Source organism: Micromonospora sp. ATCC 39149 (assembly GCF_000158815.1).
Classification (GTDB): Bacteria; Actinomycetota; Actinomycetes; order Mycobacteriales; family Micromonosporaceae; genus Micromonospora.
Genome location: NZ_GG657738.1, coordinates 3200080 through 3224245, shown reverse-complemented (window position 1 = coordinate 3224245; position 24166 = coordinate 3200080). Strand labels below are relative to the sequence as shown.

General features: G+C 69.7%; 25 protein-coding genes and 2 pseudogenes. 11 read left to right on the top strand and 16 right to left on the bottom strand.

Annotated elements, in window-relative coordinates; genetic code table 11:
- Positions 1–77: 77 nt before the first annotated feature.
- The 5 genes and pseudogenes from MCAG_RS13605 to MCAG_RS34735 form a co-directional block, all read right to left on the bottom strand.
- A complete protein-coding gene (locus tag MCAG_RS13605) occupies positions 78–884 on the bottom strand; it encodes a serine protease (RefSeq protein WP_232290160.1) in 807 nt (268 codons plus the stop codon).
- Between the two features lie 253 nt (positions 885–1137).
- Positions 1138–1593 (bottom strand): hypothetical protein, encoded by a 456-nt coding sequence (locus tag MCAG_RS32515; RefSeq protein WP_007073558.1) that lies wholly within the window; start codon positions 1591–1593, stop codon positions 1138–1140.
- A 428-nt stretch (positions 1594–2021) separates the two neighbouring features.
- Entirely contained in the window at positions 2022–2546 is a 525-nt protein-coding gene (locus tag MCAG_RS13595) for a YfbM family protein (RefSeq protein WP_036377092.1), read from the bottom strand.
- A gap of 260 nt (positions 2547–2806) precedes the next feature.
- On the bottom strand, positions 2807–3526 hold the full coding sequence (locus tag MCAG_RS34740; protein WP_232290437.1) for a hypothetical protein: 720 nt from the start codon (positions 3524–3526) through the stop codon (positions 2807–2809).
- Positions 3527–3709: 183 nt separating this feature from the next.
- Positions 3710–3961: pseudogene (locus MCAG_RS34735) on the bottom strand (DDE-type integrase/transposase/recombinase); the annotation flags it as partial.
- Positions 3962–4043: 82 nt separating this feature from the next.
- Between MCAG_RS34735 and MCAG_RS13585 the strand changes: the two are divergent.
- The 3 genes from MCAG_RS13585 to MCAG_RS30710 all read left to right on the top strand — a co-directional run bounded on the left by MCAG_RS13585 (position 4044) and on the right by MCAG_RS30710 (position 8269).
- Complete coding sequence (locus tag MCAG_RS13585) at positions 4044–4814, top strand: phosphotransferase (RefSeq protein ID WP_007073555.1); 771 nt, start codon at positions 4044–4046, stop codon at positions 4812–4814.
- Between the two features lie 704 nt (positions 4815–5518).
- Positions 5519–6565, top strand: coding sequence for a hypothetical protein (locus MCAG_RS13580; protein ID WP_036373342.1), 1047 nt, complete (start codon positions 5519–5521; stop codon positions 6563–6565).
- A gap of 774 nt (positions 6566–7339) precedes the next feature.
- The gene (locus tag MCAG_RS30710; protein WP_232290159.1) at positions 7340–8269 is read left to right on the top strand and encodes an SDR family NAD(P)-dependent oxidoreductase; all 930 of its coding nucleotides are present in this window, start codon (positions 7340–7342) and stop codon (positions 8267–8269) included.
- A gap of 251 nt (positions 8270–8520) precedes the next feature.
- On the opposite strand, the gene MCAG_RS13575 is transcribed toward MCAG_RS30710, so the two are convergent.
- Both MCAG_RS13575 and MCAG_RS13570 read right to left on the bottom strand, forming a co-directional pair.
- Positions 8521–8964 (bottom strand): nuclear transport factor 2 family protein, encoded by a 444-nt coding sequence (locus tag MCAG_RS13575; RefSeq protein WP_036373341.1) that lies wholly within the window; start codon positions 8962–8964, stop codon positions 8521–8523.
- A gap of 492 nt (positions 8965–9456) precedes the next feature.
- A complete protein-coding gene (locus MCAG_RS13570; RefSeq protein WP_007073550.1) occupies positions 9457–9996 on the bottom strand; it encodes a GNAT family N-acetyltransferase in 540 nt (179 codons plus the stop codon).
- Positions 9997–10017: 21 nt separating this feature from the next.
- Between MCAG_RS13570 and MCAG_RS36225 the strand changes: the two genes are divergently transcribed.
- The 4 genes from MCAG_RS36225 (at position 10018) to MCAG_RS13560 (ending at position 13124) form a co-directional block, all read left to right on the top strand.
- Positions 10018–10410, top strand: a complete 393-nt coding sequence (locus tag MCAG_RS36225; protein ID WP_369751322.1) for a transposase — start codon at positions 10018–10020, stop codon at positions 10408–10410.
- Positions 10411–10586: 176 nt separating this feature from the next.
- The gene (locus MCAG_RS13565) at positions 10587–10928 is read left to right on the top strand and encodes a tetratricopeptide repeat protein (protein WP_007073548.1); all 342 of its coding nucleotides are present in this window, start codon (positions 10587–10589) and stop codon (positions 10926–10928) included.
- An 89-nt stretch (positions 10929–11017) separates the two neighbouring features.
- Positions 11018–11392 carry a hypothetical protein gene (locus tag MCAG_RS33680; RefSeq protein WP_007073547.1) on the top strand — a complete coding sequence of 125 codons (375 nt, stop codon included), beginning with the start codon at positions 11018–11020 and terminating at the stop codon, positions 11390–11392.
- A 952-nt stretch (positions 11393–12344) separates the two neighbouring features.
- Positions 12345–13124, top strand: a complete 780-nt coding sequence (locus MCAG_RS13560; RefSeq protein ID WP_232290157.1) for a trypsin-like serine protease — start codon at positions 12345–12347, stop codon at positions 13122–13124.
- Positions 13125–13264: 140 nt separating this feature from the next.
- Here the strand turns inward: MCAG_RS13560 and MCAG_RS13555 are convergent, their stop codons facing one another.
- On the bottom strand, positions 13265–15181 hold the full coding sequence (locus tag MCAG_RS13555) for an ABC transporter permease subunit (RefSeq protein WP_232290156.1): 1917 nt from the start codon (positions 15179–15181) through the stop codon (positions 13265–13267).
- 125 nt (positions 15182–15306) lie between these two features.
- Entirely contained in the window at positions 15307–16737 is a 1431-nt protein-coding gene (locus MCAG_RS13550) for an extracellular solute-binding protein (RefSeq protein WP_036373340.1), read from the bottom strand.
- Between the two features lie 334 nt (positions 16738–17071).
- On the opposite strand from MCAG_RS13550, the gene MCAG_RS32510 reads away from it, so the two are divergent.
- Positions 17072–17278 carry a hypothetical protein gene (locus MCAG_RS32510; protein WP_157548035.1) on the top strand — a complete coding sequence of 69 codons (207 nt, stop codon included), beginning with the start codon at positions 17072–17074 and terminating at the stop codon, positions 17276–17278.
- A gap of 47 nt (positions 17279–17325) precedes the next feature.
- Here the strand turns inward: MCAG_RS32510 and MCAG_RS13545 are convergent, their stop codons facing one another.
- The 7 genes from MCAG_RS13545 to MCAG_RS13515 are packed head-to-tail and all read right to left on the bottom strand — an operon-like array spanning position 17326 to position 22685.
- On the bottom strand, positions 17326–18342 hold the full coding sequence (locus MCAG_RS13545; protein ID WP_007073543.1) for a sensor histidine kinase KdpD: 1017 nt from the start codon (positions 18340–18342) through the stop codon (positions 17326–17328).
- Positions 18339–19049 (bottom strand): response regulator transcription factor, encoded by a 711-nt coding sequence (locus MCAG_RS13540; protein WP_036373339.1) that lies wholly within the window; start codon positions 19047–19049, stop codon positions 18339–18341. Before MCAG_RS13540 ends, MCAG_RS13545 begins: the two co-directional genes overlap by 4 nt.
- A 10-nt stretch (positions 19050–19059) precedes the next feature.
- Positions 19060–19524 (bottom strand): hypothetical protein, encoded by a 465-nt coding sequence (locus MCAG_RS13535; RefSeq protein ID WP_050777951.1) that lies wholly within the window; start codon positions 19522–19524, stop codon positions 19060–19062.
- Positions 19521–20735 carry a molybdopterin-dependent oxidoreductase gene (locus tag MCAG_RS13530; protein WP_232290155.1) on the bottom strand — a complete coding sequence of 405 codons (1215 nt, stop codon included), beginning with the start codon at positions 20733–20735 and terminating at the stop codon, positions 19521–19523. Before MCAG_RS13530 ends, MCAG_RS13535 begins: the two co-directional genes overlap by 4 nt.
- The gene (locus tag MCAG_RS13525) at positions 20732–21373 is read right to left on the bottom strand and encodes a class I SAM-dependent methyltransferase (RefSeq protein WP_036373338.1); all 642 of its coding nucleotides are present in this window, start codon (positions 21371–21373) and stop codon (positions 20732–20734) included. Before MCAG_RS13525 ends, MCAG_RS13530 begins: the two co-directional genes overlap by 4 nt.
- Positions 21370–22029, bottom strand: a complete 660-nt coding sequence (locus MCAG_RS13520; protein ID WP_007073538.1) for a TIGR04282 family arsenosugar biosynthesis glycosyltransferase — start codon at positions 22027–22029, stop codon at positions 21370–21372. The genes MCAG_RS13525 and MCAG_RS13520 overlap by 4 nt, the downstream gene beginning before the upstream one ends.
- Positions 22026–22685: a glycosyltransferase family 2 protein gene (locus tag MCAG_RS13515; protein WP_007073537.1), complete on the bottom strand. Its 660-nt coding sequence runs from the start codon at positions 22683–22685 to the stop codon at positions 22026–22028. Before MCAG_RS13515 ends, MCAG_RS13520 begins: the two co-directional genes overlap by 4 nt.
- A 153-nt stretch (positions 22686–22838) precedes the next feature.
- Here MCAG_RS13515 and MCAG_RS34725 point away from each other — a divergent pair, with 153 nt between their 5' ends.
- The 3 genes and pseudogenes from MCAG_RS34725 to MCAG_RS33675 all read left to right on the top strand — a co-directional run.
- Complete coding sequence (locus MCAG_RS34725; protein WP_369751321.1) at positions 22839–23126, top strand: NAD-dependent epimerase/dehydratase family protein; 288 nt, start codon at positions 22839–22841, stop codon at positions 23124–23126.
- 259 nt (positions 23127–23385) lie between these two features.
- The gene (locus MCAG_RS34720) at positions 23386–23901 is read left to right on the top strand and encodes an NAD-dependent epimerase/dehydratase family protein (RefSeq protein WP_232290154.1); all 516 of its coding nucleotides are present in this window, start codon (positions 23386–23388) and stop codon (positions 23899–23901) included.
- A pseudogene (locus tag MCAG_RS33675) lies at positions 23898–24166 on the top strand (hypothetical protein); the annotation flags it as partial. The gene MCAG_RS34720 and the pseudogene MCAG_RS33675, both read left to right, overlap by 4 nt.

Genomic DNA, 24166 nt, shown 5'->3' with positions numbered 1-24166 from the left:
CGACCCGAAGGCGATTCGCCTACTGCCGTTGCAGTACTAGATGCCGTCGCCCGCCCCGACCGCGCCGGTCGGAGGGGTCAACGCCACTGCATGAAGTTGTTGATGATCGGTAGCGTCATCCGGGTGGCGATGTTGTTGGTGGCGCCGGGCCCGACGCCGGAGGGTCCACGGGAGAGGATCGCCATCACCGTCGGGATCGGGCACACGCAGGGCGGTGGCGGCGGGCACGGGCACGGGATCACCAGCGGCGGCCGCACCGGGCACCAGTCATCCGGGTCGGGCGTGTAGGAGACAGGGCTGCCGTCCAGCCCGCCGACGAGGGGATGCCGGACGTAGAGAACACTCGCGTCCTCGGCCCGGACGGCGTCGTCGCTCGCCCACTGTCCGGGCCGGTCGGCCGGATATCCCTGGGTCCTGGTGCAGGATCCGGTCACCGGTTGGGTCGAGTAACCGAGGCCGAGCCAGCCGGTCCTGGTGCCGATCGCGCAGTTGAGCTGCGCCGCCCCGTAGTCGAAGGCCGGGTCGCCACCGCCAGGGGAATTGGTCGCGCTGGTCCAGTTCGAAGGGACGAAGAGCCGGAGCGCCGCGCACCCGCCGAAGGGCGCTGTCGTGCCGTCGTGCCCGGGGTACGCGACGACGTTGGTACGCCAGGTGCCATTGGAACCGCCGGAGTGCAGGCAGTGGGCGGCAGTCGCCACGGTGCGTTCGCTGATCATGAAGCCGGTGCACTGGCCGCCGGTGAACACCAGCCGCACGATGGCGCTGGCGGGAAACGTGGTGGTCGGACGGACCGGCACCCGGGTGTCGGGACCGAGGATTGCCTCGGTGCCGACGGCGGGAGTCACGCCGACGGCGGTGCCGGCCACCGGTGCCGTCGTGCTCACGGGCCGGTGACCGGACTGGGCCGCATCGGCGCTGGCGGGTCGGTCGGGAGTCGTGGCGGCAGTCGCTGGCCCGACCGGAGGGGCTGCGGTGCCGACGGCTACGGCGGCAAGGACTACTACCGCCCATCTCTTTCCAAGCATGGCTCTCCTCTGGTTGGACGGGGTTTCCCCCGCAGTCACGCCTATCTCGACCAGGCTGCGCAGAGGCCGGGCTGTCCGAGCGGTTCCCGGACACCGGAGCACCGTCGGCCGGTCACCGACCGGTCACCACGGGTGCCCGTCCAGAGGCCGGACACCTGCCGGCCCGGTCGGCGAGACCCTGCTCCCGCTGTTCGCCGACGACGGCCAACGCGGCGACAAACCCCTGGTTCAGGAGCCAGATGTCCAGCCCTCGGTGGGCGTGGCCCGCGTCGATCATGACGGCGTAGGCCGCGTAGGACGTGATCGCGACAGCTGTCTCGTCGCTCTGGTGCGCGGCAAGGTAGGCCGTGCTCCCGGCCGGCAGTTTCTCCGGCGGAATCGTGGTGCCCTCGCCCCAGTCATCGGTGCGTGTTGGTGGGCGCGACGCTTTGGCGGCACGTGGTTGCTGGTCTGCGGGCAGATCATCGCGCGTGGTGCTAGCGGTGCCGTTGGGCGCACACCGCCTGCCGATGAACCCGGACGTCGATCTCAGCTCGCGTGGGCTGGCCGCCTTGGTGGCCGAGTTCATGCAGGTGCTCGACCTGCGCGACGTTACGCTCGTGGGCTGGGACTGGGGAGGGGCGCAGCTGGTCGCCGCCCACGGCCCGAGAATCCGGCCTGAAATTGGGCCGTTGTCCCGACGGGCGAGCCGTCATGGCCGGGCCGGGCCGCCGGCGGTGGCCGCCGGCAGTTCGGACGACGGCCTGCGGGGCCCGTCAACGCGGTGGTGAGACGTACAGTCCGGTCTTGCACCCCATTTCGCCTGGCTCCAGCCATATCCGGCGAGGTGGTGGGCACTGCGGGAGTGGCTATCGCCGGGCAGTCGATCTGGTGATGTGACGTGTAGCGAGAGAGCTCGAGCAGATAGTGGCCCTGCGGAGCCCGGCACACGATGCCCCACGTAGGTGGACGTGAACCGCCCGATCCATGCGAGTGCCCCTGTGGCTGAGTTGCAGATCAGTCAAGCCAGCAGATCACCGCGTCGCCATCCTTCTCGGCTGCCGCGAAGAAGCTCCGGACGCCCGGCAGATAGTGGGCCACCCACGCAAGCTCACCGGGTCTTTCCCAAGTTCCGGGGTAGATCTCGGCTCGGTTCAACTCCTGCGGGTCGACGTCGCCGATGAGGTCGTCTTCGGTGAGCGTAGCCAGTCGCGAGGCCGCAGCCGCTACCTGGCCCGGTGTCAGGTAGGAGGGTGGCCCGTAGCCCCAGTCGTCTTCGAGGTTCTCCAGGAAATCAAACATCTCGTCGCTGTCGGGTTCGACGTCTGGCAGCTCCACGAATCCCTCCGCTCCTAGGACAAGCGGAATCTCGAAGCCGAGTCGGTCGAGTAGGAAATCGAGCCCGTTCCATGCCTTGTCAGTGGCGGTCCAGCGTTCGGAGTTGTCGTCCCGTTCCGTCATGGCGAGTTCGTAGGCCCAGCCGAGGTCGGTCCTGGCCTGCTCCAGTTCGTCCAGGGAAACGCGCAGCCAGTTGCCGTTCATGCTCACGGCGCGAGCCTAGGTGCCGACTACGACAGTTCCCCGCCGGTCCGCGTCGGTCATAGCCGGACGGCAGCGGTTCCCGCTTCTGCCGCTCCGGGCAGGCTGGCGTTCATGCCCCGTGGTGATCCTGACCATCGAGCCCGCCGTCGAACACGTGCTGGCCTGCTCAGCTTTCCGCCGACTCTGCAACCACCGAGCCCGCGGCTCCCACTACCGCAGACGACTCGGAAGACTTGAAGGGTCGAACCGCCTTAGCAGTATTAGCCCGCCCGGCGGCGGACCGCGACGGCGACCCCGGTCAGCACAGCCCCTGCGGCCGGCAGCCCGACCGACAGCACGAAGGGGCTCAGATACGTCGAGGCGAACCCGTCGCGGTCGGTGTAGGCGTCGCTGGCCAACAGGATGAAGAACAGCGCGACGCCCAAGACCAACCCGGCAAACCCGCCGACCAGGCCGATCGCCCACGCCGGCGTCGGATACCGGCGGTCGTATGCGATCTGGGCGGCGGCGGGCGGGGTGGGCTTCCAGTCGTCGCCCCGGCGCAGCTCCCAGATCCGGCGCAGTTGGCCGACCTCAGCGGACAGGGCCGTTACGAGGCTGTGGTCATTCACGTGTGGCAGGTCGCGCTTGCCACCTGCGGCGTCGTACACCACGGCCACCTGCATCGACGGCCGGCTTCGGCGCAGTTCGATCTCGATGCCTTGCACGTCCCGCCACGCGATCTGGCGAGTGCTGGTCGGGCCCACGATCGTCAGGTGTGCTTCGTCGGCGATAGTGGCAGTCCGATAGACGGACGGGATGATGCAGCCGACCGCCGCGGCGAACATGAGGGCGAGCCCGATCGGGGCGATCACCGGTACGTCGTCGTAGCTCGCGAGCCGGACGACCAGGAACACCCCGACGAGCATCGCGGGGACCAGCACGAACCATATTTCGTGCCCGGAATTGCGGTACACGCGCCGAAATTGCGTGTTCGTCACGGTGACAACAGTAGCCATGCTCCGCTGGACACGCGAGACCACAGCGTCTGATCTGCAATGGGAGGACGCCTGCCACCAGGTCCTCTGAACCGCGATGGTAGGAAGCCGCCGACACCGCTCCGCCCGACCTGGTGTGCTGATCTTTCTTACGGACCCGGTTCCGCAGCGTCTCTGCACGAAGGCGTGGCCGGTGACGATCGTCTGGGCGGTCCGGTCGGTGCGGAGTCCGTGTATCGGTCTGAGTCGGTGTTCGAGCTGGCTGTGGTCGGCCTCGATCGTATTGTCGGCGTGCCGTTCGATGTGGTGCCGCGCCGACGGGAGCAGATCCTCGGTCACCCTCGAGTAGGTGGGGGCCTCGGTGACGACTTCGCCGGGTGGGACCTTCAGTGTGGTCAGCGCCCGGTGGAAGAACCGCCATGCTTTCGCCCAACGCAACAGATCCGGTCACTGACACCGGTAGACGCCGAGGACGGTGACCGGTGGGTCGGTGTGAACGTCAATGTGAAAGGACTGACGCATGACTGCGGAGGAGATCCCGCTCACCGGGGGAAACGTGACGGCGGGCGTGGTGCGGGTCGGAGACACCGTACGACGGCGGGTCGGTCCCTGGACCCCGGCGGTCCACGCGCTGCTCGAACACCTCTGGTCGGTCGGTTTCCGGGGCGCGCCCCGACCGCTGGGCATCGACGAAAAGGGACGGGAGGTGCTCACCTACGCGGCAGGTGAGGTGCCGTGGCCGTTCTTCTTCGACCTTCTGGAGCCGCAGGACCAGCTCGCCAGGGTGGGCCGGCTGGCGCGGGATTTGCACGACGCGCTGTCGACCTTCACCCCACCGCCGGACGCACGGTGGAACGTCCTGATGCCGGCCGACCGAGACGACCAGATCGTGCACCACGACCTTGCGCCGTGGAATCTCGTGATCGGCGAACGCTGGGTCTTCATCGACTGGGACAACGCCGGGCCGGGATCGCGGCTGTGGGACCTCGCCTACGCCGTCCACGGCTTCATCCCGATGTCAGCTCACCCCGACTGGCAGCGCGCGGACGCGGGGCCGCGGCTGCGGGCCTTCGCCGATGCGTACGGGCTCGACGAACAGCAGCGCCGCGATCTGGTACCGATGCTGACCGTACGGACCCGGGCGATGCACGACTTCCTGCGGGATCAGGCCGCGCTCGCAGTGGAGCCTTGGGCGACCCACTGGCGGACCGGGCACGGCGACGCGTGGCGCTCGGACGCCGAGTACACCGAGCGCCACACGGACCGGTGGGTGAAGGCGCTGCTGGACTGAGGCCGGGGTTGCTGGACGTCGGCGGGATCGACCGGCCGGTAGCGCTGGTCACCTACACGCCGAAGCCCATGGTGACCGCCAGGGCGACGATGCCATCGACGGCGTGCGTGTCCGGGGCGCTGTTGCTTGGCGGATCGGTGGGCACGCTGGCGGCTGCCCGAGCTCGGGGTGCGGGCGGCGTGGCGCGCCGCCGTCGGACGCGTCGTGCTCCCCGGCGAACACGACGCGCCCGGGCCGCCCGCCGACTCCAGTGACCGCTCCGACTGGGCGTGGGACGTGGCCGAGCGCGCGGCCGTGCGGGCACTGCAACATCCCCAACCGTTCGCCGGGGACGGCGCTGTCGAGGACACGTCTACGACGTTGATGCCCTGTGCAAGCGACTGTTTCCGCGGCGAGCTGGAGATTACCGCGGTTACGCCCGCCTTGGTCAGCTGCGCTCGGCCACCAGGCTCTTTGCTTACCCGTCCCTTGTGGGCGTGTGGTTGCTTGTCCGACGAGCGTCCCCCGCGCTCTGTCTGTTGATTCTGGTATGGGCTGCGGCCGAAGGCCGCGACTGACAGCATCACCGGTATCGGACGGCGTGGATTACCAGTAGAGTCCGGGGTAGACCATCCCGTTTCTTTTCGGCCTGCCGTGCCGACGGAACAATCGGGGGTGCGATGGCTGGCCGGTGGAGTCCCTTACTCGGTATGACGTTGTGTGGGGTGTTGGCGCTTACCGGTTGCACCGACAAGACCGGACCGGCTCCGCCGGCGCCCGTGGTGACCACCGAGGAGTTCGAGCAGCGGCTCACCGAACACCTGTCACGCGCCGTCAACGGGGCGCTGGAACCCGAGGCACAGGCCACCCCGCCGAGCCACTCCCGGATTGTGGGTTGCGCGGAGTTGCCCGAGGGCGGACCGACCTGGGGTGTCCGGCCGCGAGCGGAGATGACGGTGTCCGTCGGCGGAAAGGCCGAAAAGTACCTCGACGACGTGGAGACCTGGATGATCCGCGAGGGTTTTGGTGAACATACCAAGCGGTTGCGGACTGGCACCCCCGCCAACGTCCGGGAAATCACCGCCGAGCATGAGGACGGCACCGAGTTGCTCATGGAGATGGCTCTGGGCAGTGGCAGGTTCACCGTCGCGTTGACCGGGCCATGCACCTGGCCGCCGGATCGGCCCGGCGGCCCGCCCACCTCCGGACGGCTCGCCCCCCTCCCGCCGCCTAGCGGGCCGACGCAGACCCGCAACGACGCTTTCAAAGAACCGTGCACGTCACCGAAGCTCTCCGTCTACAACCTCAGCTCACGGCCCTTCGCCGGCCGCGGCCCACACCTGATGGCGATGGTCAGATACTCCGACGAGCGGTCGATGGAGTACGCCGAGTTCTTCCTGCCCGACGGCTTTGAACCCCGGTATGAACTGGGTACCTCCCGCAGGAATCCCGATCAGGTGCAGCTGCTGGTCTGCGTACGCGTGGTGGCGACCCGGGACTCGCGCCAGGACGTCACCTGCAACTATGCGAGTGAACAGGCCTTAATGGCCGGCGGCAGGCCCTTCACCTTCGACCTGTTCGAGAGCGTCTACCACGTCACGGTGCGGGAGGCGCGCAGCGGCAAGATGATCAGCCAGTTCACCGTCCCGGGGCGACAGGGCGCCGAGGACAGCTGTCCGTATCGCATGAACTACAACCGGAAACTGGCCCGGGGCATCGACGAGGCGGCCTTCGAGCGAAGACTGCGGCCCCTCTTCGAAGCACGTCGGTGATCGGTTCGCCAACGACTGCTGGTTGAGTTGGGGCACCAGGTCAGCGGCAGCGACGTGTGCGACTCAGCCATCCTCGTGCGCTGCGCGCGGCTCAGCCGTCCTCGTGGCGCTGCGCGCGGCCGGCGTTCGGGTGCGCATGGGCCACGACGCGGCGCACGTCGAGGGCGGCGAGCTGCCTCGTCTACACCACGGTCGCGCGGCACGCGCCGGAGGTGCGGATAGCCCGCGCCGCCGGCATTCCCGTGGTGCACCGGGCGCAGGTCCTCGACAGGCTGGCCGCCGGGCGGCGACTGATAGCGGTGGCCGGTTCGCACGGCGAGTCCACCGCCACGGCGATTCTCACCCGCACTTGGGTGGGGCGCCGTGACGGTTTACTCGGTCGGTTTGTTATGCACGGCGACATTCGTCCTGATCAAGGGTACGGCCGTTCTCGGGATGCTGTTCGGCTGACTTGTGCCCGCATCCAACGGGATGCAGCTAAGTTGACCCCGGTGACTGCGCCCTGTCCGTCGTCGGCATCCACCCACTGTGCTGAGCCCCGGAGGCTTCGTCCAGAACGCCGTCAGACTTCTGTTTACTCGGCCGGGGCGTACGGCCGCGGTCTTGCCGATGAGCGGGCACCGCGTCTTCTGGCCTTCCGGCGGATTCGCCGCGCTTCGGCAGGCACCGTGATGCTTCCTGGGAGTGATCGTCACGCCCGTGGGTAGATGGTCGATGTCGACTTGCTGCGTTGCGGGAGGTGTGATGGTCAGGCGTGGAACCTTCCGTGACGCCGTGGTGCTGATCACGGGGGCGTCGAGTGGAATCGGTCGCGCGACGGCGTTGGCCTTCGCTGCCGAAGGGGCCAGGTTGGTGCTCGCCTCGCGCAGCCAAGAAGCGCTTGCGGAGGTGGAACACGACTGCCGGGCACGAGGCGGGCAGGTGCTGGTAGTGCCGACCGACATTGCAGATCCGGCGGCCGTCGAGCGGTTGGCCCGGCTGGCGGTGCAACGGTTCGGGCAGATAGACGTCTGGGTCGAAGCGGCGGCCGTCGGCATTGCCGGGCCGCTGGGCTCTGAATCGGTGGACGAGATTCGTCGGCTGGTAGACACAAACGTATTCGGCACCGCGCTTTGCGCCCGCGCTGCCCTGGCCACATTTCAGGCGCAGGGCAACGGGACCCTCGTGCTCGTCGGGTCGTTGCTGTCACTGTTCCCAAACCCGCTGGTCCCGCTCTATTCCATGACCAAGTTTGCCATCAGAGGGCTGGCCTTGAACCTTCAGCGGGCAGTCGCCCGTCATCCTCGGATACGGGTCTGTCTCGTGTTACCCGGGCCGGTCGACACGCCCTTCTTCGAGCGGGCCGCCAACCACTCGGGCCGCCAACTACGAGCTATCCCTCCCGCGTACGCACCGGAGCGTCTCGCTGCCAAGATTCTCGCGTGCGCCCGCCGTCCGCGCAGGCAGGCAACAACGGGTGTGGTCTCACACCTGGCGCTGGCCGCCCACCGACTGGCACCGCGTGCCACCGAGTCGTTAGTCGCCCAGTGGAGCGCTACGTTCTTGACCAAGCCGGCCACAGCCGCACCCGGGTCAGGATCGCTGTTCGATCCACCATCAACCGGGGCAATGCATGGCGGATATCGCCGCAGCCGAATCCGCCGTCGGCTCGGGGAGTGGCTGGGCGTCGCCCAAGCACGCAGGCACGGGCCGACCCCAGGCTGACCGCCTCGGCGGCGGGTGGGTCGTAACCTTGGCGTGGCAACCGGGCGGGCGCGCTTGTTCGCGGGTCGCCCCGCGCGACTCGTGATGGACCTTGCCCGCCCGGTGGGGGTGTAGAACGCGCCATGCGGTGAGGCGGTCGCTGTCGAGGTGGATACGTAGCGTGTCATGCCGATGAGCGTGCAAGTGATCTTGCGTACCCGGGCCGCGCTCGCGGTCGGCGCGTTCCCGGACTGGGGCGACGTGTTGTCCGGTCACCCGCCCGTGGCGGTGTCCCGGTCGGCGGGGCTGACGTGTGCCGCGATCAGGCGCCATCCCTCCTCCTCATCGAGGATCCATGTGCGCGTGTAGCGGACCCGGGCGAGGAACGGTTTCCCGGCAAGGGTGCCTTCCAAAGTGCCGAGGAACCAGGTCACCCCGGTGCCGCCGACCACGAGCACCGCCAGGTCCTCCTCGTCCACCCGAATCATCGACTGCCGGCCAGATCGGTGCAGGTGCAGGTCGTCCTGCTTGGAGTACAGACCGCCGTCAGGTCCAGTGAACACGAGCCGGTCATCGATCAACCGATCCAACACCGCGACATCGGAGGCCAACTGGGCCTGTTGCAAGCGCCGCTCGGCAGCGCGCAGCGCCTCGCTTTCGGCGAGATCCGCGCTTGCGGTCCCGGTGTCACGAACATCGTCCGGCGGCCGACCCATTTGAGACATCGACAACCCCTGGCTGAGCTGATCGGATCATGTCCGGTCATCCTGTCATGCCGCCGACAGCGCAGCGAGCGCCGTGTTCTTGTCGTCGGCGGTGCGAGCGTGGTGGTAGCGGATGGTGATGCTTGTTGCTCGGTCGGCCGTCGTTGACCCTGGGCTGGCGCAGGGTGGCGAGCGGGGATCGGACGTCGGCTGGGCGAGCATCGGTGGTGACGGCCAAAAGGTCCAGGCATCTGATTACCGCACGTGCGACGACCGGCCCTGCGCGGCGGGCAACCCCGGCTCGCCCGGGTGACGGGGCATCTCGCCGCGTTCGGCGCGGACGGCAGTGCGCTGTCATGCCGATGACCGCAATGTGCCTCGTTGCTTTATCCGGGTGTCGCCAGGGCCCCGAGCGAGAGGCGAACCGCTCCGGGGTGGCCAGCACCCCGACGTGCCCCGAACGCCTGATCCGCCCGATCACGACCGGACGACCGTGTCGGCCGGCTACAGGGTCCAGTCGCGCCGGAGCAGGCCGTAGATCACTATGTCGGCGAAGCCGTCGCCGTCGTACTCGCGCTCCCGCTGGGTGCCTTCGTGCATGAAGCCGCACGTCTCCGCAGTCCGCCGCATGGCCGTGTTGCTGGCCAACGTCTCCAGTTCCAGGCGGCGTAGGTTGCGGTTGCGGAAGCCGTACCGGCAGAGCAACTGGATCACTTCGGTTCCGTACCCCTGGCCGCGCGCCTCGGGGAGCAACGAAATGCCGAGGTGGGCGTATCGGTTGAACGCGTCGATCCCCCACAGCACGCCGCCACCGAGGAAAGTGCCGTCGGCCGCGGTCTCGGCCAGCAGCGACACCATGGTCTGGCCGTCGGGCGGCTCGGTGACCTGTTTCTCCAGCCGGGCCCGGACTTGGCCGACGTGATGCGGCAGGAACGGCTCGTTGTCGGTGATCAGGTGCAGCTCGGGATCGCCGTGCAGGCGGAACATGTTTGGCGCGTCGTCGGGCGTGGGCGGACGCAGTCGGACCCGGTCGGTGGCGAACATGCCGCGACGCTAACAGCCGGTATGGAGATCCACGACGGGATTAAACCGGCACGCGGACCGCGCGGCGTGCCAGACTCCGCCGTGATGACGACGCACGTGTGCATTGATGCCCGACGCTATGGTCGCGTACGGCCGACCCGACCAATGGGGGTCGCCAAGGTCGAGCCGGCCGCCGTACCTCACCGAAGTACTCATCCGCGCTGTCGAGAGCGTGTTCAGGTCTGCTCCGACGGCCTCGGGGGTATGACCGACGCCGTCGAACAGGTTTGGCCCCAGGGGGTGCACCAGCAGTGCGTCGTGCACCTCGTGCGGGCAGTCTGCGCTACCCCAACCGCAAGGACTGGGGAGAAGGTCACTTCCGCTCTGCGGGACATCTGCACCGCCCCCGAGGACCGTTTCGGCGTTCGCCGCTGAGTTCGGCGACCAGTACCCCGCCCTCATCCGGCTGTGGCGCACCTCCTGGCCGCAGTTCGTGCCGTTCCTCGACTGCGATAACGAGGTCCGCAAGGTCCTCTACACCACCAACATCAGATCAACCGGCGTCGCGGGCACCACGCCTACCATGAAGTCGGTGTCGAAGGAGGCCCCGGGTGGGTTTGTTCTCGCGCAAGAGCAGAGAACATCGCTCCGATGTCGAGCAGGCGCGGGCGACGTACCAGCGCGCTCTGGCGCTGTTCGACCAGAAGCGCTGGCCGGAGGCTGCCGACGGGTTCGCCGAGGCAGCCGGCGCCGATCCGGGCTCGTCGAGCTGCCGGCTGTTCCTCGGGGTCTCGCTAACCAACGCCGGTCGGTGGGAGGAGGCACTCGAGCCGCTGCGCGCGTGCCTCGATCTGCGACCGGAGTACTCCGAGGCGCACAACGCGCTCGGCATGGCCCTCGGCAAGCTCGGCCGCTTCGTCCGGTGCACGGGCCGGTGGCACTCGCGGCAGTAGCACTCTCGATTCGCCCGACGCGAATATCAAAAAATAGACGTGCGACAGTTGATCTGAGAGGATTCCAGGGCTGCGTGGATGGGTGCAAAATGATCGAAAGGAATGCCGTGTTGCGTCGAATCATCGCCGCTCTCGCTCTGGCGATCGCCTCACCGCTCATTGCCCCAGCGGCAATTCCCGCCAACGCGAATCCGATTTCACAGGAAACCGTTCTGCATGGGAATTCCGCGCCGGGAGCGCTTGGCCTCGACGGGTCTTGGGCCTGCTACGTGCCGAGCGGCTACACCTGGGACCAGGTGGAGCCCACTGGCGCCTGCGGATCGCTCTCGTACCGCTACCGGCTGCGGGTTCCGGTCAACGGTCTGTGGGCCTGCGCAATCCCCTTCGGCTGGACGTACGACTCGATCCGGTCTACAAGTGTCTGTGGCTCGACGGGCCCGTACCATTATCGCCTGCTGGGCTGACCGCCTGCGGCCCGCTCCTTTGGGCGAGGATCGCAACCACCAGACCTCGGCGGTGTCGACACCTCTGCTGTCCTAAGCGTCGAAAGTGGGGACGCTCATCCCCGGGCTGCGCCTACCAACGGCACGGCCTGCTGTTCGAACTGGCCCTACGCACCGGGCTGCGGCAAGCTGCTCCTCCACCAAGTCGGGCGGCGCAGCGGCGAGGCTCGGATCAGCCCCTGATCTACCCCGAGACGATTCCCGCCTGGTCATCGCCGCATCGAAGGGCGGCACGGACACGCGTCCAGCCTGGCCCCACAACCTGATGGCGATGGCGGCCACCGAGGTCGTACCGCCCGGTGGCACGTGCCGCCGGGTCATTCCGCCGGGTTACGCAGGGCGCGGAGCGTGCGGTGTCGTGGGAGCACCCAGTGGCGCTCCATCGGCCATTCACCGAGTACGCGACGTACACCGAGCGCCAAACTCCGGTGATCTCGCTGGCGGCGGCCTGATCGCTACGGTAGGCCCCGGATCCCGAAAGGATCCGGGGCCACCCGCCACCCGGGAGCACCAAGGCCCAGTTCAAGATCCGAAAACGGCGAAACCGGCGCGTAGTGCGGAGCTCAGCGGGGGCCGCCGCTGAGGTAATTGATCACGCGCTCGACGAAACAGCGTAGGTGGCCAGGCTCCGTCGTGCCGGTTGTCCCGCCGGCGGGACAACCGGCACGACGTGGCTGTTGGTCAGGTTCCACCTGCATGGGTAGCTTCCGTGCGCCATCGGTGGATCTCTCGCCGAGCACGAATCAAGGGAGCGGACGTGACACGAGTCCCGGAGGCGATGCCCCCTCGGCGCGTGGACAGCAACAGCGATGGCCGCGCGTACGCCGGTGGATGCGACTCCAGCAACTGGTACCAGCAGTGGACCTGAGTGATCCGCAAGGATGTGGTGTCGACCGTTCCGAGGAGGACAGCAGTGTCAGGTAAGAGAACGATGATCGCCGCGACCACCGTTGCCGTGGTCGCGGCGGGCATCACGATGCTCGGCATCGTGCCGGCCAACGCGATCGCCAACGGCGAACCGGTCAAGGATGGCAAGTACCGGTTCTCCGCCAAACTGACCATGACCGGAATCCCGGTCCTCGGCGGAGGAACACGCAACAGCGCCTGCTCGGGCGCGCTGGTGGCGCCCCAGTGGGTGATCACCGCCGGACACTGCTTCCGCGACGAGAACGGGGTCCGCGTCTCCCGTCCGGTCGCCGCCTCCACGGTCGCGACCGTAGGTCGCACCGATCTGGTCACCAGCCCCGGCGGCCATGACCTGGAAATCGTCGAGGTGCGCCAGTCGGCCACCGCCGACGTGGCCCTCGCCAAACTGGCCGAGCCGATCACCGATGTGAAGCCGCTGAAGGTGAGCAGCCGGGCTCCAAAGGTCGGCGACGTGCTGCGGCTCACCGGCTACGGATCGCTGACCAGCACCAACCCGACGCCGGTGACGCATCTGAACACGGGGCAGATGGAGGTGGAGTCGTTGCGGGAGGCGAACCTGGGCGTTCGCGGCCTGGCACCGAGGCCCGACACCACGCCGTGCCCATACGATTCCGGCGGCCCGTTCTTCCGCGAATTCCGCTGGCGGGCCCCGGAACTGGTGGCCGTGGTGAGCAACGGCCCGAGCTGCCCACACACCGGCATCGAAACCCCGGCACGCACCGACAACATCGCCGACTGGATCCGCGACACCACCAACGGCCGCTGACCCTCAGCAACCCCGGACCGCCGGCGGAGCCCCATACTCCGCCGGCGGTCGCGGACCTACGTGAGGGATTGGCCGCGCGGGTGGACCAGGATGGACGGGATGTCGATCATCAAGGGCAGGCGTCGTAGCAGGCTCCCAGGTCAGCCCTTCACCGCGCCTGCGGTGATCCCCTCGGTCAGGAAGCGCTGCCCGAAGGCGTACATGACCACCACGGGGATGCTGACGAGCAGCGACGCCGCAGCGAGCTGCCCCTGCGGCACGACGTCCCCGGTGATCATCGACTGCATCCCCACGGGAAGAGTCTTGTACTCGTCCTTCGTGATGAACACGAAGGCGAAGAGGAACTCGTTCCAGGCATTGGTCAGGGTGAACAGCGCTACCGCCAGCAGTCCCGGCTTGGCGAGGGGCAGCACCACCCGGCGGAACGCTTGGAGGCGGGTGCAGCCGTCGACCAGCGCGGCCTCCTCCAACTCGACGGGGATCGACGCGAAGTACCCTGCCAGCAGCCAGGTGGCGAACGGAAGCGTGAAGGTCGGGTACGTCACCACCAGAGACCACAACGAGTCGGTGAGTCGCACCCCGATGAGTAGCTGGTACAGCGGGATGAACAGCAGCGCGCCCGGCATCACGTAGGTGATCAGCACCGTGACGGTGAAACTCTGCGCCCCGCGGAACCGCAGTCGGGCCAGCGCGTAGCCCGCCAGGGCGGCGCAGACCAGTGCCACCGCAGTAGACGCCACGGACACCAGCACCGTGTTGAGGTACCAGCGGCCGAAGGGCTTGGTGGCGAAGAGATCAGCGAACTGCTGCAGGGTCCACGGCGTCGGCCACAGGTCGTGGTCGCGCATGACGATCTGACCCTCGGACTTGAAGGCCGTGACGGCGATCCAGTACAGCGGGGCCAAGACGAAGACGAGCAACCCGGCCAGGGCGACAGCGGAGGCCAGCCCAGACACCAGCGACGACGCCCGGCGACGTCCCCAGGCCCCGAGCGCCGAGACCACCCGGCCGACCGCCGCCGCGACCAGCAGGAGCACCCCGAGGACCACCGCCGCCTTCCAGGCGATGTGTGGCGACGCCCAGGCCAGCAGACCGGCGACCGCCGCGGCGGCGGCCCACGGCAGTGCCTTCCGCGCCTTCCGCGCCTTACGCGCCGTGCGGACCGTCCGCGCCGTCCGCCCCGTGCGGGCACGGCGGGGCGGCTCGGTGCCGGCGTCCCGGCGTAACAGCCGGACCAGCACGAACACCAGCCCGCCGATGGCCGGCAGCATCACGAGCGTGACCGCTGCCCCCGCACCGTACTGCAGTTGCAGGATCGCCTTCGAGTAGGCGACCAGCACATACGGCGCTGTCGCGTTGCCCGGGCCGCCTTGCGTCAGCAACCAGATGAGGTCGAAGTTGTTGAACGTCCAGATCGACGACAGGGTCACCGTTACGGTGATCACATGGCGCAGTCCGGGGAGCGTCACGTGGGCGAACCGCTGCCACGGCGTGGCACCGTCCACGGTCGCCGCCTCGTACAGGTCTGTCGGGATGGCCTTCAACCCCGCGAGAAACGCAACGGTGAAGAACGGCACCCCCTTCCACACATTGACGAGGATCACCGATGGCATGGCCAGCGACGCCTCGGACAGCCAGCCCGCGGGCCAGCTTTCGACCAGGTGTGCCCTGGCCAGCAGAGGCCCGATCCCCGAGTCGGTGAGCAGCATGTTGACGCTGCCGAAGATCGGGTCGAGCAGCGACCGCCAACTGAACGCCGTGACCACCGTCGGGACCACCCACGGCAACAGGAGCAGTCCGGCCAACACGGCCCGTCCACGGCGCCGATGGTGCAGCAACAAGGCTGCGGACAGCCCCAGCACCACCTTGAACACCTCGGCGTAGGCGGTGAAGACGAACGAGTTCACCACGCCCGCGTGGAACTGCTCGTCCCCGGCCAGGGCGGTGTAGTTGGCCAGGCCGACGAACACGCTGTGCTGCCCGTGCCGTTCCGTGGTGCTGGTGACGACCGACCAGGCGATCGGCACGAGCACGAGACCACCGACCAGCACGGCCATGGGCGCCAGGAACAGCGCCGCCAGCCGCCAGTCGCGACCCAGTCGTCGCTGGGTGGCGGTGAGGGAGCCGGCCCCCGGCGGCGAGGATGCTCTCGCCGCCGGGGCCGGTGCTGGACGGGTCGACGTCACTGCGGCAGCCCCTGCTGGGTGAAGATCTGCACCATCCTGGCGTGGGCGGCCTGCACGGCCCGCGCCGGCGGCGTGCCCTGGATGACCTGCTGCATCATGTCGGTGAGGAGGTAGGACCCGACGGCGGCCTGCTGGCCGGCGCTGGCCTTCTGCGGGAAGTTCAGGCCGTTCTTCGTGGACAGCGGCAGCGACTGTTGGGTGATCTTGCGCATGACGGGGAACGCCGGGTCGCCGCTGGCGAAGAACGGGTCGGCATCCCAGACCTTCTCCCAGGCAGGCAGCGCCAGGCCGGGTGCCTCCTTCGCCACCCCGAGCAGCGCGGGCGCGGTGACCAGGTACTGCGCCAGGAGCTTGGCGAGTTCTGGGTTCTTGGCGCCCTTGAAGATGACGAAGCTCTGGGACTGGCCGAGCAGCAGGGACTTGTCGGTGGCCGGCCCGATGCAGTCGGGAAAGACGTGGGTGTTCTCGTAGACGGGGTTCTTCTTCGTCTTGGAGTCCGCGTAGACGCTGAACTGGTTACGGGTGTAGCCGAGGATCCCGGCGAGCCAGTTCTCGTTGTTGCTGGAGTCGGTCCAGGCAGCCACCCCCGGCGGCAGCATCGGCTTGTACCTGGGGTTCGTGTAGATGTCACCGAGGAAGGTCACCGCCTGCACCGTCTCGGGAGAGTCGAACGTGACCTTCCTGCCGTCGTTGGAGGCGATCGCCCCGCCGTAGGAGTTGATCAGTGCCTCGATCATGCCGTTGGCGTCACCGGACCGGTTCACGGTCATGCCCCAGCCGAACCGGCGCTTGCCTGGATCGGAGATCGCCAGGCACAGGTCCCGCAGTTCCTCCCAGGTGTAGATGTCCTTGGGGGAGATGCCCTTGTCCTGCATCCAGTCCTTGCGCAGGAACGACCCGATCCCGATGAAGTGGTAGGGGATGGCGAACCACCTGCCGTCGAAGACGCAGAAGTTCTTGGACTCCGCGGTGGGCTCGCCGTACTTCGCCGTCAGCGCCTGGACGACGTCCGTCACGTCCTCCAGGTCGCCCAGCGCGTGGAACTGCGCGACGAACCGCGAGTCGGTCATGAACGCAAGGTCACGCGCCACGCCACCTTTGACCTCGGCGTCGATCTTGGCTACCGCGTCACCGGCATCGGCCTGGACCAGACTGTTCTCGATCTTCGTGCCGGTGGCGTCGGCGAAATTCTTGATCGAGCTGTCGAGTGCCGCGTTCGCCGCCTCCGAGTACAGCTTCTGCGACAGCATTCCCATCGAGGAGCCCTTCAACGATGCCGCGGCGTCGATCAGCTCCTTCGGGACCTCGGCCTGTACCCGGGGCGTCGACGGCGAGCTGTCTCCGCACGCGGCCAGACCGGCCGCGCCGAGCAGCCCCACCCCCATTCCCAGAAAGCTGCGCCGGGACCGCAACGGGTGGTCCTCCATGTATTCGCCTCCTTCGCCTCGCCTCACCGCTGCACGCCGGAGGGCGGCCGAGAGGCCTGCCGTCTTTTCCGTAGACACCCACGAACCGCACACGAGGACGATCGCCTGGATCGGGTGATCGCGGCCCGCCTCTGCCGCGCAGTCATCGGAAAGTTGCCCCGGCGCGCGATGGGCCCTCCTCGACCTATTCCGAGACATGCGCCGCCGGCCCGGAACATTGGCTGCCCGGCGGTGCGCTCACTTTACAGATTTTGGGAAGTCATGCCTAGGTCTGGAGCGATTTCTGGCAATCAGCGCCATTTGTGACGATCAATGTCCCGACTGGGATCCCGGCGTGATCATCGTGGTCAAGTCATTGAATGTGATCACTATACCTGTGGAGGCTGGGGCACCCGGCGTCGCGGAGCGGGCCCCGGCGTCGGGTCGAGGGGCGCCGCCGGCGGCGGGTGTCGTGCGTACGGACATCGCCATTGCCGACATCGTCGTGCTGCTCTGGGCGAGCGGCACGATCACCGAGGCCACCGGGCCATGGCTCGACTGAGCAGTCAGCCTGCGGCCCGGCCATGCTCACCGCGTCCCGGGGCCGGATCAGGCTGCGGGCAGCCGCACCTCGAACTGGCAGCCGCGGCTGGTGTTGCGGACGTCGACCCTGCCGCCGTGGGCTTCGACGAGGCCGCGCACGATGGCAAGGCCGAGCCCTCCACCACCACCGGAGCCGGCCGCTCCCGGCGTGCGGGCGCGTTCGCCGCGGAAGGCGACGTCGAAGACCCGGTCCAAGTCCTCCTCTGGAATGCCGCCGCAGGTGTCGGAGACGACAAGCCACACGTCGTCGCGTTCGTGGCCGGCCGCGATGTGCACGGTGCCGTCCTCGGGCGTGTACCGGACGGAGTTGATCAGCAGGTTGCTGACGACGCGGGCGAGTTCGCGCTCGCCGGCGCGGACGAGAGGCCAGCCGCTGTCCGCGGCGACGAGACGGATCCTGCGGCTGGCGGCGAGCGGGCCGACGCCGGCGATCGCGTCGGACACGATGTCGCGCAGCGGCACGGTGGTGGGCACGAGCCGCAGCGCCCCCGCGCTGATCCGGGACAGCTCGAACAGGTCGTCGACGAGTTGAGTCATGCGGTCGGTCTCGACCCGGATGCGCCGGTGGTAGTCGTCGATGGTGGCCGGGTCGTCGATGACGCGGTCCTCGAGGGCTTCGGCCATCGCCCGTAGCCCGGCAAGCGGGGTGCGCAGATCGTGCGACACCCAGGCGACGAGTTCGCGCCGCCCGGCCTCCAGCCGCCGTTCCCGGTCCCGGGCCGCCTGTGCCCAGACCGCGGAGGCGGCCAGCCGGCTGCCGAAGATGGCGCCGACGGCGAGGCTGATCACCGCCGAGGCGCTGACGGTGACGAGGACGACCCACAGGTCGTGCGGGGACAGGAACATGGCCTGGGCGACCGTGGCCACGCCGACGACCACCGCGAGCACGGTGACGGTGAGCAGCACCAGGACGTGGACGAGGATCGAGCGTCCGCGCAGCAGCCGTAGCGTCCCGGCGCCGGCCAGCCCGACGACGCCTCCGGCGGCGAGGGCGTAGAGCCCGATGAGCAGCGTGTCGTTCACCGGTGGTCGCCCTCGGCGAGCGGGTCGTAGCGGTAACCGACGCCCCAGACGGTGCGGATGCGGCGCGGTTCGGCCGGCTTTCTCTCGATCTTCTCGCGTAGCCGGCGGACGTGGACGGTCACCGTCGACTGGTCACCGAACTGCCACCCCCACACCTTGTCCAGCAGGTCGCTGCGGGACCACGCGCGCCCGGGGTGACGCATGAGAAAGACCAGCAGATCGAACTCCCGGACGGTCAGCGACAGCGGCGTGCCGTTCAGCTCGGCGACGCGGCGGGCGGTGTCGACGGCCAGCTCCGCGTCCACGAGCCTGGTCAGGCCGGCCGGGCTGGTGGTGTGCCCGGCGGTACGTCGCAGCACCGAACGGATGCGGAGCACGAGTTCGCGGGGCGAGAACGGTTTGGTCACATAGTCGTCGGCACCGACCTCCAGCCCCAGGACCCGGTCGGCCTCCTCGCCGAGGGCGGTAAGCATGATCACCGGCAGGTCGGGCAACTGCCTGCGGATCCGGCGGCACACTTCGAGGCCGTCGATGCCGGGCATCATGAGATCGAGCACCACGAGGTCGGGCCGGTGGACGGCGATCGCCGCGAGGCCGTCGGCGCCGTCGGCGGCCAGCCGGACCTCGCAGCCGTCCTGCTCCAGGTAGCGCCGGACGACGTCGCTGACGGTGAGGTCGTCGTCGACCACCAACACCCGATGTCCCATCCCGGCCACGTTACCGACCGGCCGGTCGCGGGCCGCTCCCGCCGGGTCTTTCGGACTTCTTACGGCCTGCCGCCGACCGGCGTCGCCGGTCAGCCGACAGGCAGGTCAGCAGTGTCGTGCCGGCGACGAGGAGCAGGACGACGGCAAAATTCCGGCCGTACGGCAGCGGCAGCACCGAGGGGTTGTCCGGGGGCCGGCCGAAGCCGAGGACGAGCGGCAACGCCACGAAAGTGATGGCGGCGACGCTGACCGCGGCGGCACGCGTCACCGACCGATGGCGGTCCGGGACGAACCGGGCGATCGCCGCACCGGCTGCCAGCAGCCCGGCCATCCAGACGATGTCGTGACCGGCCAGCATCCCGGCCAGGAAGAGCAGCACACCGGCCGGCTTCAGGCCGGGGTCGGCGAGAGCGCCCACGGCGGCGTACCCCATCAGCAGGACGCCGACAGCGACGAGGGCTGTCCGGATCCTCACGAAGACTCCCGCACGGTGATCCTCGCGACCCACTTGGTCTGCAACACGCCGGGCCGGTTCGGGGCGATCAATCGTGCCGGGTAGCCGTGGTCGAGGTGCAGGGGTTCACTGCCCAACCGCAGAGCGATCAGCGTCAGCGGGTCACGGACGTGGGCCGGCGCGACGGTCGACGTGCGGTACCGGCCGGTCGCCTCCAGCGACTCGATGAGAACGGCCGCCCGGTCCGGGTCGGCACCCACGAGGGCTACCAGGTCCCGCAGCCGTACGCCGGTCCACCGCCCGGTGGCGCTCCAACCCTCCACGCAGGCGATCGGCAGTTCCACGGTGTGCTGCTCGAAGGCGTGGAGGGCGGCGAGATCCAGGTCGGTGTGCCCGGCGCGACCGACGACCGCCAGCCGGTACGACGGATCCAGCGCCAGGGCGGACACCCCGGCGCTGTTCGCGGTCTTGTTGACCGGCAGCCCCTGGGGCCCCACGTCTGGTCGCCGGGGGGCGAGCACCGCCAGGCCGGACAGCGGCCGGAGGGTCTGTCCGACCGTGGTCAGGGTGATCAGCCCGGCTGCGGCGGCGACGCCGCCGAGCATCCCGCGCCGGCTCAGCCGGCCCTGTGGCGGCTCGGGGACGGCGCGGCTGAGCGCGCTGCGCACGACCGGCAGTTGTACGCCGACGTGCACCAGCAGCGCGCCGACCGCCAGCCACGCCACCCAGTAGTGCCCGGCGGTGAAGAAGAACGGCATCGGCGCGTACCAGCGGGAGATGTTCAGGACCCCGCCGACCACCTGGAACAGCGCCGCCGCGACCAGTACGCCGACGCTGGCGCGTTCGGCGGCATGGGCGATCGAACGGATCGGCGGCCAGGTGAACAGGCGTGGGTAGACCGACCACAGCTTGGCGCCGAGCAGCGGCACCGTGGCGAGACCGGTCGCCACGTGTAGACCCTGGGTGAACCGGTAGAGCCCGACCGGGCGGGCCGGCCACCAGAGCCAGCCCGGCGGGTGCTGGATCAGGTGGCTGAGCAGCCCGGTGAGAAAGCAGACGGCAAACGTCGCGCCGAGCGCGACGCCGAGCTGGCTGGTCAGCCGCGTCGACCGCAACCCGGACGCAAACGCGTTAGGTCGCATCGGCCCGCGCCGCAGTGCTGCGGGCGGTGCCGGCAGCGGCATCAGCCACCACCGGGCGAGCCGCCGCAGTACGGTCGTACGGCTGTTCACCGGAGGACGAGGGTGGCGAACCACCGCCCAGCCTCCGTCCAGGTGGCGAGAACGCGCATCGCCGTGGCCTCGGCCAGCGCTGGAAGACCGTCGAGGGGTACGCAGGCCCAGCGTAGGGGGCCGCCAGTGCCGCCTGGGGCCTGCACCGTGGCTGTGCCGGACCAGGCGGGCGTGCCGGGTGGCGCGAACTCGGCGTGCAGTTGGCCGTCGGCCGCCAGCAGCCGTCGGCAGCGGCGTAGCAGCCGGTACGGGTCGCCACCGATGCCGACGTTGCCGTCGGCCAGCAGCAGGTGTTGCCAGCGGCCGGTGCCCGGCACCGGGTCGAAGACGTCGCGTTGCAGCGCGACCGCGCCACGGCTACGGGCCAGGCGGACCGCGGTGGCGCTGATGTCGATGCCGAGGGCCGGACGCCCGGCGCCGATCAGCGCACCGGTGAGCCGGCCGGGACCGCAGCCGACGTCGAGGGTGGGGCCGGTGCAGCGTTCGAGCAGTGCCGTGTCCCCGGCGGTTGCGTCGCGGCACCAGACGGCCGGGTCGAACCGGGCCACGCCGCCGCTCGGGTGCCGGGCCGTGAACGCGGCTGGGACGCCCGACGCGGCCCGGTCGAACGCGGCCTCGAAGACCGCCACAGCGTTCACCGGGCAACCGCCGCCGGTGACGGCACGTTGGCTGCGACGGCGGCGACGAACCGGCTGCCCGCCGGGCACAGCGCGGCCACGGCACGGGCGTCGGCCGCGGTGTCCACGTCACGCAGGCGGGGCAACAGGTGAACCCGCAGGCCGCGACGGTGCAGCGCGGCCAGGGTGAGCCGGCCGGTGTCAGCTGTGGAGGTCGGGGTCGTGCGCAGGACTTCGGCGTGGCCGGGCTCGCGCAGGCCCAGTGCCCACCAGCCGCCGTCGTCGGCCGGTCCGAGCACCGCGTCCGGCCCGTCCACCGTGCCGAGCAGCCCCATTGCGGTGTCTAGGTGTTCGGCGGTGAGCTGCGGGGTGTCCATGCCGATCAGCAGGGTGGCCGTGCCCACCGTGAGGCTGTCGGCGAATGCGTTGGCGAGGCGGTCGCCGAGCGGGCCGCCTCGCTGGCCGACCCTCGTCCAGCCCTCCGGGGTGGGGTGGCCGCCGTCGACGACCAGGACCCGGGCACCGGCCGTGGCCGTGGCGACGGTGTCGAGGGTGTCGGCCAAGGCGGCTGCGGCGATCCGGGCAGCCTGTTCGGGCGTGCAGGGCGGGCAGAGCCGGGTCTTGACCCGGCCGGGTTCCGGCGTCTTGGTCAGCACCAGGAGCTGAGGGGCGCTCACCGGGCCAGCACCGCACTCATGTCCCGGATGGCGCGCGCGGTGCCGAGCAGGGTGCCGGTCACCTTCGAGCGGGTGCCGGCTGCCCGAGGGTGGTAGTCGACGTCGACCTCGATCACCCGCCAGCCGGCCCGGCCCGCCGCGATCAGCAGTTCCAGCGGGTAGCCGAAGCGGCGGTCGCGCAGCCCCAGCGCCAGCAGGTCGGCGCGGTGCACGGCCCGGATCGGACCGATGTCGTAAATGTCGAGGCCGGTCGTGCGGCGCAGCCGGTGGGCCAGGACGGCGTTGGCGGCCCGGGCGTGCAGCGGCCACACGCCGCGCGCGGCCGGGCGACGCCGGCCGGTGCCCAGCCGCGCCTCGCCGGCAAGGACGGGATCGGCCAGCCGGGGTAGCTGCGCCGGGTCGAAGGATCCGTCGGCGTCCATCACGCACACCACCCCGTCGGCGGGGTCGGCCGCCAGGACTCCTGCGTGCACGGCGGCGCCGTACCCGGGCTCGGCCACACTGATCACCTCGGCGCCGTGGGCGCGCGCCACGGCTGCCGAGTCGTCGGTCGAGCCGTTGTCCACCACGATCGGCCGGTAGCCGGCCGGCATCCGGGCCAGCAGGCCGGGCAGGGCCGGGGCCTCGTTGCGACAGGGAAGAACCACATCGGTCATGCCGCGGACGCTAGGACACGATCCGCCCGGAAATTCTTACCTGGCGATGACGGAGTCTTACGGAACGGTGACCCGGACCGGAGTCCTTACGAACCGCTGACGGTAGGTCGCGGCCGGGGCGCGTCGCCGCGTCCCGGCTCTACCGTCGGCGCCGTGACTCACGTACTCGTTACCGGCGGTGCCGGATTCATCGGAACCCACGTCGTGACCGCCCTGCACGATGCCGGCCACCGGGTGACCGTCGTGGACGCCGGTCATCCCGGCGCACACCGCCTGCCGCTGCCGGACACCGTGGCAGGAGCCCCACTCGTCCGGCTCGACCTGCGCGACCGGCCCGCCGTCGCCGGCGTCCTGGCCGGCGTCGACGTGGTGGTCCACCTAGCGGTCATGGTGGGGACTCGGCGTGGACCTGGACGACCTGCCCGAGTACGTCGGCTGTAACGACCTCGCACGCGATCTGCTCCGCCGCGATTGACCCGCGCCGGGCATCCGCCGGCTCGTGCTCGCCCAGCTCCATGGTCGTCTTACGGCGGAAAGGGGCCTTACGCCTTGCGGCGAAGCACGGTTCCGGTTCCGCCCCCGGGCCCGGGAACGTGTCGCAGACCTGGCCGCCGGCCAATTCGAGGCCGCCTGCACGATCTGTGGTGCCGCCGTCGCCCCGGGGCTGATCGGTGAGGAGGCTCCGCTGGATCCACGCAGCGTGTATGCCGCCACCAAGGTTGCCCAGGAGCACCTCACCGCAGCCTGGGCCCGGCAGACCGGCGGTACCGTCGTGGCGCTGCGATACCACAACGTCTACGGGCCCGGCATGCCCCGCGACACACCGTACAGCGGGGTCGCGGCGATCTTCCGCTCCGCGCTGGAGGCCGGACGGGCGCCCCGGGTGTTCGAGGACGGCGGCCAGCGCCGCGACTTCGTGCACGTCCGCGACGTGGCGGCGGCCAACCTCGCCGCCGTGAACGCGACCGGCACGCGCACCGGCTGGCGTGCGTACAACGTCGCCTCCGGTCGCCCGGCGACCATCGGCCAGATGGCCACGGAGCTCGCGCGGGCCGCCGGCGGGCCCCTGCCGGTGTTCACCGGCGAGTTCCGGCTCGGCGACGTGCGGCACGTGGTCGCCTCGCCTGCACGTGCCGAGACCGAACTCGGATTCCGGGCCGCCGTGGGACTCGCCGACGGAATCGCGGAGTTCGCCCACGCGCCGCTGCGCGGATGAATGTCGGGCTGGCGAACCATCCGACACGAGCCGACCTGATCGCGGCCGCTGGAGCGCTCGGCCTGGTCGCGACGGCCGCCGTCACCGGCGGCGTGCTGTACCTGCTGGGACATCCGGTGCACGCCAGCACGGCGCCGCTGTCCGCGCACTGGCTGCCGCACGTGGGCCCAGGCACACCGCCGGCCCTGCTGCTGGCCGTGCTGGTCTGGTGGCGCGGACCCGCGCTGGCCGCCCGGCTGCCCTGGCGGCCGCTGCTCGCGCTGTC